This is a genomic window from Belliella alkalica, from assembly GCF_022549785.1.
Taxonomy (GTDB): Bacteria; Bacteroidota; Bacteroidia; order Cytophagales; family Cyclobacteriaceae; genus Belliella; species Belliella alkalica.
Genome location: NZ_JAKZGO010000008.1, coordinates 234848 through 242301, shown reverse-complemented (window position 1 = coordinate 242301; position 7454 = coordinate 234848). Strand labels below are relative to the sequence as shown.

Below are 7454 nucleotides of genomic sequence, written 5' to 3'. Positions count from 1 at the left end.
AAAAGGCAGAGTTTCTGCCATCAGCGCCACAGCAAGAAAGCTTGCAGTCATCATTTGGAATATGGTCGTAAAAGGAATTCCATATGAAAATCCCGAAGGCTATCTTTTCTTGGATCAAAAAAGAAAGTTGGGCTTAGTTAAGAGAATAAAAAAACAAATCGATAAATTCGGTCTGACTAATGAGGATTTAGGCCTCGAAATCAGCTCAAATTGAGGGATTTTGTTTACGTTAGTCAGAATGCTAAAAAGACACCGACACAAACAAAACGACTAGAATGGAAATTGATGCTTTACTAAAATTGATACAAGAATGGACAAATCGAGTTCCATTAATAATTCTCGGAAGTGGAGCATCTGTTCCGTTTCGACTTCCATCCATGTGGATACTTGGAGAGCATTTGAAAAATAACATATCATTTTCAGAACCTGACGACATTGCCCAATTCGAAGAGTTCAAATCAATACTTGACAAGGTAAATGACTTAGAAACAACATTACTGCAAATACAATTAAGACCAACAGTATTAGAAAAAGTGATTTTTGAAACTTGGACACTTGTAAATAAACATGACATTGAAGCGTTTGAAAATCTACTCGAAGAAAAGTTGGAATTTCCATTAGCAGAATTGACAACGCATCTTTTAAAATCCGCACAAAGAAAAGTATCAATTGTTACTACCAATTATGACAGACTTGCAGAATATGCAGCAAGCTTTTCTAATGCTTTTATCTGTACTGGATTTTCTCAAAATTTTGTAGGTCATTTTTCAAAAAGCATACATCAACAAGACTTAACAAAATTAAGTGGTTTTAAAGGGCAAGTGAATATTTGGAAAGTGCATGGTTCATTGGATTGGTTTAAGTCACATGAAGAAATGGATAGGCAATTACCTTATCGTTCAACAATTCCGGTAAATCATAAACCATTAATTGTAACTCCAGGGCTATCCAAATATTATGAAACACAATTGGAACCATTCAGGACAATATTCACTGAAGCTGATAACGAAATTGAAAAGGCTACTTCTTTTCTCTGCATTGGTTACGGCTTTAATGACATTCATGTTCAACCCAAATTAATAGCACAAATTAAAAGTGGCAAACCCATAATTGTAATCACTAAAGAACTAACACCGAAAACAAAGCAATCAATAATTGATGCAGGCTGTAAACAGTTCATTTTGATAGAAGAAGCCAATGGGAAAGATACTCGAGTTTATTCATCTTCATTTGCTGGAGAATTAATAATTCCTGATGTTAACTATTGGGCACTTTCTGAATACCTCAAACTAATAAAAAACTAGAATGGCAATATTTAATTTTGACGACAGTCAGGCAATCGGAACAGTTTTCAGTGTTGATACTGCAACAGTTATTATCAAAGTTCAAGAGTTGGAGAAACTCAGAAAGCTTCATGTAAACCAACTTGTAGCAATTAGAAGTGCAAAGGCTGGACAACATTTAATTGGGTTAATAAACAGAATAACTCGTAAGGCATCAGATGAAGAAAATCCAGTTGAAAGTGATTTAGGGCTAAGTGGATTTCTTTTTACAGAGAATATTCTCAAAGTAAATCTTATTGGAACTTTACTTGATAGGCATGGACTTAAAGAAAACGTTTTTAAACGCAATCTTGATACAGTTCCTGAAATTGAAGCACAATGTTTCCCAATTGATGGCGAAAACATAACAAAATTCATGACTACAATATCAAGTCATGAGAATTATAAAGTGCCTTTGACCGTTGGAAAATACTCAATTGATGAACAAGCACAAGCATTTTTAGACGGTGATAAATTATTTCAACGACATGCAGTAATAGTTGGAAGTACAGGTTCTGGAAAATCTTGGTGTGTTGCAAAACTAATAGAGCAAATTGCACAGCTTCCAATGGCTAATTGTATATTATTTGACATTCACGGAGAATACAGTGGTAAAGATTTTAAAATGGATGGTTTGCAACACTTACGTGTTGCAAATCCTTCCGATTTGGGCAAAACAGGGAATTTAGAGAATGATGTTTTAATGTTGCCTTATTGGCTTCTAACTTATGAAGAAATGCTTGCAATGCTTCTGGACAGAAGTGATAGCAACGCACCCAATCAAGCTATGCTGTTTTCCAAAACAGTGTTTGCAGAAAAAATGAAATATTTGGATGAAATTGGAGATACGACTTTCAAAAGTAGCATCACTATAGATAGTCCTATTCCATACAAAATTGATAATATTCTAAAGGAACTTGCAGAACTAGACCTACAAATGGTTGAAGGAGCAAGAACAGAAAAGCAAGGCCCATTTTTCGGAAAACTGACAAGATTTGTTCAAAGACTTGAAGCAAAAACTCAGGATAAGCGACTTGGCTTCCTTTTTCAAATTTCTGATGATGAACTAGACATCAATTGGTTGAATAAACTTTGTGAAAGACTAATGTTGGGAACATCTTCAAACCCAAAAAAAGCAGGTGTAAAAGTTATTGATTTTTCAGAAGTTCCATCTGATGTACTTCCGTTAGTTATTGGTTTAGTAGCTAGGCTAGTTTTTACAGTTCAACAATGGACTGTAAGGGAAAACCAACATCCAATTGCTTTGCTTTGTGATGAAGCTCACCTTTATATTCCTGAAAGAACAAATCAAGATGCAGCCGCTGAATTAGGTTTGAAAAGTTTTGAAAGAATTGCAAAAGAAGGAAGAAAATACGGAGTTAGCCTGACAGTAATCAGCCAAAGACCAGCAGAAGTAAATAGAACAGTTCTAAGTCAATGTAATAACTTTATTGCATTAAGATTATCAAATGCAGAAGACCAAGCTGTAATTAAACGATTGCTTCCTGACAATTTATCTGGACTGACAGACGTACTTCCTATTCTAGATATTGGAGAAGCTTTAGTAGTTGGTGATGCATCGTTACTTCCTACAAGAATTATAATTGATGAACCAATAATCAAACCTGAAAGTGCAACTGTGAAATTTTGGAAAGAATGGAGTGCTGACACATCGAAACAAGATATAGCGACAGCAGTGAGTGGATTAAGAAAACAATCAAAATCGTGAAAGAAGCACGAAGGCATAACATCACCTATACGCAAGCAGGGGTTTCGTGCTTCGTAGGACAAGAAAGTGGTGAATTTAAAGTTCAGTTCTTCGTAGGAAGTTCAGTGGTTAAAATCCCTGCCTGCGTATAGCTGAGAACCGTGTGTGACTTGAATCGAACTTAAAAGTAGGTCGAATGCTTTGAAATGGATGGAGGACTATTGGGTAACCAATAGAGAGGCCCTCCGATGGCGGTTTACCGAAACAGCTATCAAACTACCTTACGCTGCATATCTGGGAAACCAATATGTGGTGAGCGGTAAGGAAAAACGGGGACATTGATCCCTGTAGGTGAGTACTGATGGAGCTGATCCGCCGCGGCGGAGAACCAGTGACGAAGCCTCGATAAGGCAAATTACGATGTGAAAAATAGGTAGTTACGTTTGTACCTATGACAAAGTGTGGCGGACGATCGGATATACTGGCCACATCGCATCCGGGGTTAAGCTGGCAGAGCTTGTCCCGAGTATCGGGAAACGCAATACAGGCCATTTCAATGCCTGCCCCGATTATTTCGGGGGAACAAGTGAACTCTATGCTGTCAGGTCAAATCGAGAGAGTAAACCAGCACCTGTGGTTGGGTGAAGCATAGGGGGCAGATCCAGTTGTAGTAGTTACGAAATACCTGTAATGGGTATGAGCGAAGAGCTGGACATGTTTAGTTTCAAACCAGTTTACAACCAGTTTATTTGGGATGACAGACTACTATGAAACAAAATCGCAACCAATTACCAAGTTGATGGTATGGCAGGCGTATAAGAAGGTAAAATCCAACAAAGGCAGCGCAGGCATAGACCGTATGGATTGGGAGGAGTTAGATAGTAATCTATCTTCACATCTGTATAAACTATGGAACAGACTAACCTCAGGGAGCTATTTTCCTATGCCTGTCAAGCAGGTGAAGATACCCAAGAAGGATGGAGGCGTTCGTAACTTAGGCGTACCCACACTTCTCGATCGTATTGCACAGCAAGTAGTAAGAGCGCATTTGGAGAGAAAACTCGAGCCACTGTTCCATGAGAGTTCATTTGGCTATAGACCGAATCGTAATGCTCACCAAGCAGTGAAACAATCAGAGCGAAACTGTTTTGGGCATGACTTTGTAGTAGACCTTGATATTAAAGGGTTCTTCGACAATATCAATCATGACCTGATGATGAAAGCATTGAGACATTATTGTAAGGATGAATGGATAGCCCTATACGTCTCTAGATGGTTAAAGGCAGGCATCATGGCAGAGGAGGGTTTCGAGGAGACAAAAGCAGGGACACCCCAAGGAGGCGTAGTTAGTCCATTACTTGCGAATCTCTATCTACATGTAGCTTTTGATGAATGGATGCGGAAATACCATCAAGAGAAACCATTTGAACGGTATGCAGACGATGTGGTGGTACACTGCAAAACAGAAAAGCAAGCACAATATATGTTAAGACAGATCCGTCAACGGATGAAGTCCTGCTTTCTAGAATTGCACCCTGAGAAAACCAAGATTGTTAACCTACGTGGCTGGTCAGAGACTAAGTATCCCAGAAAGTATGATTTTCTTGGATTCACGATCAAAGCATCGATGCAGACCATCAAAGGGAAAGGGATGTTGCTACCTGGGACATTCGTGAGTATCAAGTCCAGAACTGCAATACTCGGCAAATTCAGGGAAATGCAAATCCACAAATGGCGTAAGCCTATAAAGGATGTGGCCAATCGTTTGAATCCTGTCATCAGGGGACTGCTCAATTACTATCATAAGCTTAGAGGAGAATCCATACGTGAAGTATGGAACCAACTCAACCACCGCTTGCTCAAGTGGGTAAAATGGGAGAAGGGACTATACAAATGGGCGGCAGTCAGATGGCTAAAGCAACAATACAAGTCTACCCCAAACCTATTTGAACATTGGAAATTGGTTCAACCTTAGGTAAATTAGAACCGAAGCGATTTATAAACATGAAGAGCCGTGTGAGGTGAGAGTCTCACGCACGGTTCTGTGGGAAGGTGAGGGTGCAATTCCCTCGCCTGACCCGATTATGCCTCACCCCTAAAAGACGACTCTATTGAAATTAAAATCTGAAATATCAAAGGACAAAAACGGTAAGGTAATTTCGATTGAAGAATTTGTATATAATGACCAAGGTCAAATTATTAGACAAGATTACAAGGACGAAAATGGAAACCGCAACTTTTACAAGGTATTTGAATATGATTTTAAAGGAAACTGCATTCGGACTTTTGAATATTCAGACAATGACGAACTTCAAGTTAGTTTTGAGTACGGTTATGACAAAAACAACAACCAAATTAAAGCCATAGAAATAACCGCTAAAGGACTAATTTGGGATTGGAAAGAAATAGTAAATGAACCCAATCAAAATTTAAAATTTTGGCTTACTAAGGATGAAAACGGAAATGTTGTTCACAAGACAATTGAAAACTTACTTGACGGCTCTGAACAAAGGTTTAATAGTGACAACAAACTCTATGAAATTCATTTAAAAAAGTTTGACCAAACAAACCGACTCGTAGAGAAATTAATAACAGACGAAAATGGGAAAGAGAAAGAAAAACACATTTACGAATACCAAGGACAAAAGGAGATTTGGAAATTTATTCTAAATGGTTCGACAGTTAAGACAGAAGAAAGAGTTTATGACGACAATAAAAATCTAACTCATTATATTAGAAAGGACAATAAAGGGAAATGCTTAGAATGGTATGGGTTTGAGTATGATAAATTTGGTTACAAAATAAAATTTTTTTGGGGACAAGAAGAAGACAAGCAAATTGGATTTAAAACTTTTGAACTTAATTGTAACAACAAATGATAAAAGGGCGAAAGCATAACAGCAAATACATACAAGCAGGGTTTTCGTGCTTCGTAGGACAGGAAAGTGCTATATTTGAAGTTCAGTTCTTCGTAGGAAGTTAAGTGATTAAAATCCCTGCCTTCGCGAAGCTGAATCCTGTTGACACCCATTTTAATGAACGACACTGCAATCATAAAAAGACAATTTTTTAACTCACTAAAACGTGGGACAGGTGAAGCGTATCTTTTAGTGAGAGACAATCCAAAAATTGACTTTTCAAACCACATTATTAAGGGTGCATTGAATATTTATGCTTATGACGGACAAAGTGAAGGCGACAGAGCAAGATATATTTTTGATATAATTTCTATTTCAAAGTGTCAAGACAAAATTCGCAAAGCTGTTTTACAAGGTTTGGCAACTGAACAAGACAACACTTGGAATTTGACACATTTATTTGCACTTGCAAAACTTTACGCTCAACAAAACGATGCCGAGTTAAAACAAGCTATTTACGACAGATTTTTAAGTAATCCGATTGAAGGTTCGGATTGGGTTGGTGCTTATGAAATATTAGAACTTGACGGACTGAATGGATTGTTTTACGTTGCTGAAAAGTTTGGAAAATACATTGAACAAAATCCTGATGATTGGCAAGATGATTGGATAATTAAACGTTTTCAGGAAGAAAACGAAAGCATAAAAGTTTACGAAGAACTTAAAAAGAAAGCCAGGACGAACAAGTTCATTCGCATTTATCTTGACAATATAAAACTAACAAAAGCAAGTCAAGAAAAGCACAAAACAAAACCAACAAAACACAAAGACATTATTGACGAAGTACTGAACAGTAAACCATATATCTCTTTCAGACGAAAAAGAAACTTAACAGACGAAGAAATAAATATAGTTGCCAAACAACTCATTAGCGAAACAGATAAATCAAATATTGAAAGATTGTTAGATATTTTTGATTTTTATAAATTTCCTTACGACAGTCAAATAATTTTAAACTTTACCAATCAAAAGCGGACAAGCAAAAACAGAATTGTTGAATATGCAATCAACGCATTAAAACATTTGAAAAGCAAAGACATTAGAACCTTTGCTATCGACAAAATACAGAACTCAAAAAATCCGATTGACTATTTAGAAATTTTGGTTTCTAATTACAAAAGTGGCGATTTCAAACTATTAAGCGAAATTGCAAATAAGACAAAAAGTGAACACAAAATAGAGCAGTTAGCAGGGATTTATTCAGACATTTTCAAAGCCAATAAGACAAAAGAGTGTAAAGAGCCACTTGAAGTCTTATATAACAAAATGAATTGTGCAATTCACCGCAACGGAATTGTTGAAATTCTAATTGAGAACAAGGTAATAAACGACAAAATCAGACAAGAAATAAAGTTTGACTGTGACTTAGAAACAAGAAAACTAGCGGATTGAAAAGAAAAACGACAGGTAACATTTAGCCCACTAGAGAAAAGCCCTTAAAAAAAGCCCTGATAGGAAAAAAATCTATCAGGGCTTTTTGCTAGTGGCTGTTGACTGACAACTGGA

Annotated in this window: 6 protein-coding genes and 1 pseudogene; all 7 read left to right on the top strand. The window is 36.9% G+C overall.

Features of this window, described 5'->3' with window-relative positions; genetic code table 11:
- Positions 1 to 214, top strand: a pseudogene (locus MM213_RS11915) (IS110 family transposase); the annotation flags it as partial.
- A 61-nt stretch (positions 215 to 275) separates the two neighbouring features.
- Positions 276 to 1304, top strand: a complete 1029-nt coding sequence (locus tag MM213_RS11910) for an SIR2 family protein (protein ID WP_241412555.1) — start codon at positions 276 to 278, stop codon at positions 1302 to 1304.
- 1 nt (position 1305) lies between these two features.
- Positions 1306 to 3051 carry an ATP-binding protein gene (locus tag MM213_RS11905; RefSeq protein ID WP_241412553.1) on the top strand — a complete coding sequence of 582 codons (1746 nt, stop codon included), beginning with the start codon at positions 1306 to 1308 and terminating at the stop codon, positions 3049 to 3051.
- Positions 3048 to 3182 (top strand): hypothetical protein, encoded by a 135-nt coding sequence (locus tag MM213_RS20885; RefSeq protein WP_255806948.1) that lies wholly within the window; start codon positions 3048 to 3050, stop codon positions 3180 to 3182. Before MM213_RS11905 ends, MM213_RS20885 begins: the two co-directional genes overlap by 4 nt.
- Before the next feature lie 602 nt (positions 3183 to 3784).
- On the top strand, positions 3785 to 5005 hold the full coding sequence (gene ltrA, locus MM213_RS11900) for a group II intron reverse transcriptase/maturase (protein ID WP_241412551.1): 1221 nt from the start codon (positions 3785 to 3787) through the stop codon (positions 5003 to 5005).
- A gap of 136 nt (positions 5006 to 5141) precedes the next feature.
- On the top strand, positions 5142 to 5909 hold the full coding sequence (locus MM213_RS11895; protein WP_241412549.1) for a hypothetical protein: 768 nt from the start codon (positions 5142 to 5144) through the stop codon (positions 5907 to 5909).
- A 156-nt stretch (positions 5910 to 6065) separates the two neighbouring features.
- Positions 6066 to 7340 carry a hypothetical protein gene (locus MM213_RS11890; RefSeq protein ID WP_241412547.1) on the top strand — a complete coding sequence of 425 codons (1275 nt, stop codon included), beginning with the start codon at positions 6066 to 6068 and terminating at the stop codon, positions 7338 to 7340.
- The last annotated feature ends 114 nt before the right edge of the window (positions 7341 to 7454 follow it).

What these genes read in the sequence shown, in the direction of transcription:
- MM213_RS11910 (WP_241412555.1), top strand. Translation starts at nt 276, where the DNA reads ATGGAAATTGATGCTTTACTAAAATTGATACAAGAATGGACAAATCGA.
- MM213_RS11905 (WP_241412553.1), top strand. Translation starts at nt 1,306, where the DNA reads ATGGCAATATTTAATTTTGACGACAGTCAGGCAATCGGAACAGTTTTC.
- ltrA (WP_241412551.1), top strand. Translation starts at nt 3,785, where the DNA reads ATGACAGACTACTATGAAACAAAATCGCAACCAATTACCAAGTTGATG.
- MM213_RS11890 (WP_241412547.1), top strand. Translation starts at nt 6,066, where the DNA reads ATGAACGACACTGCAATCATAAAAAGACAATTTTTTAACTCACTAAAA.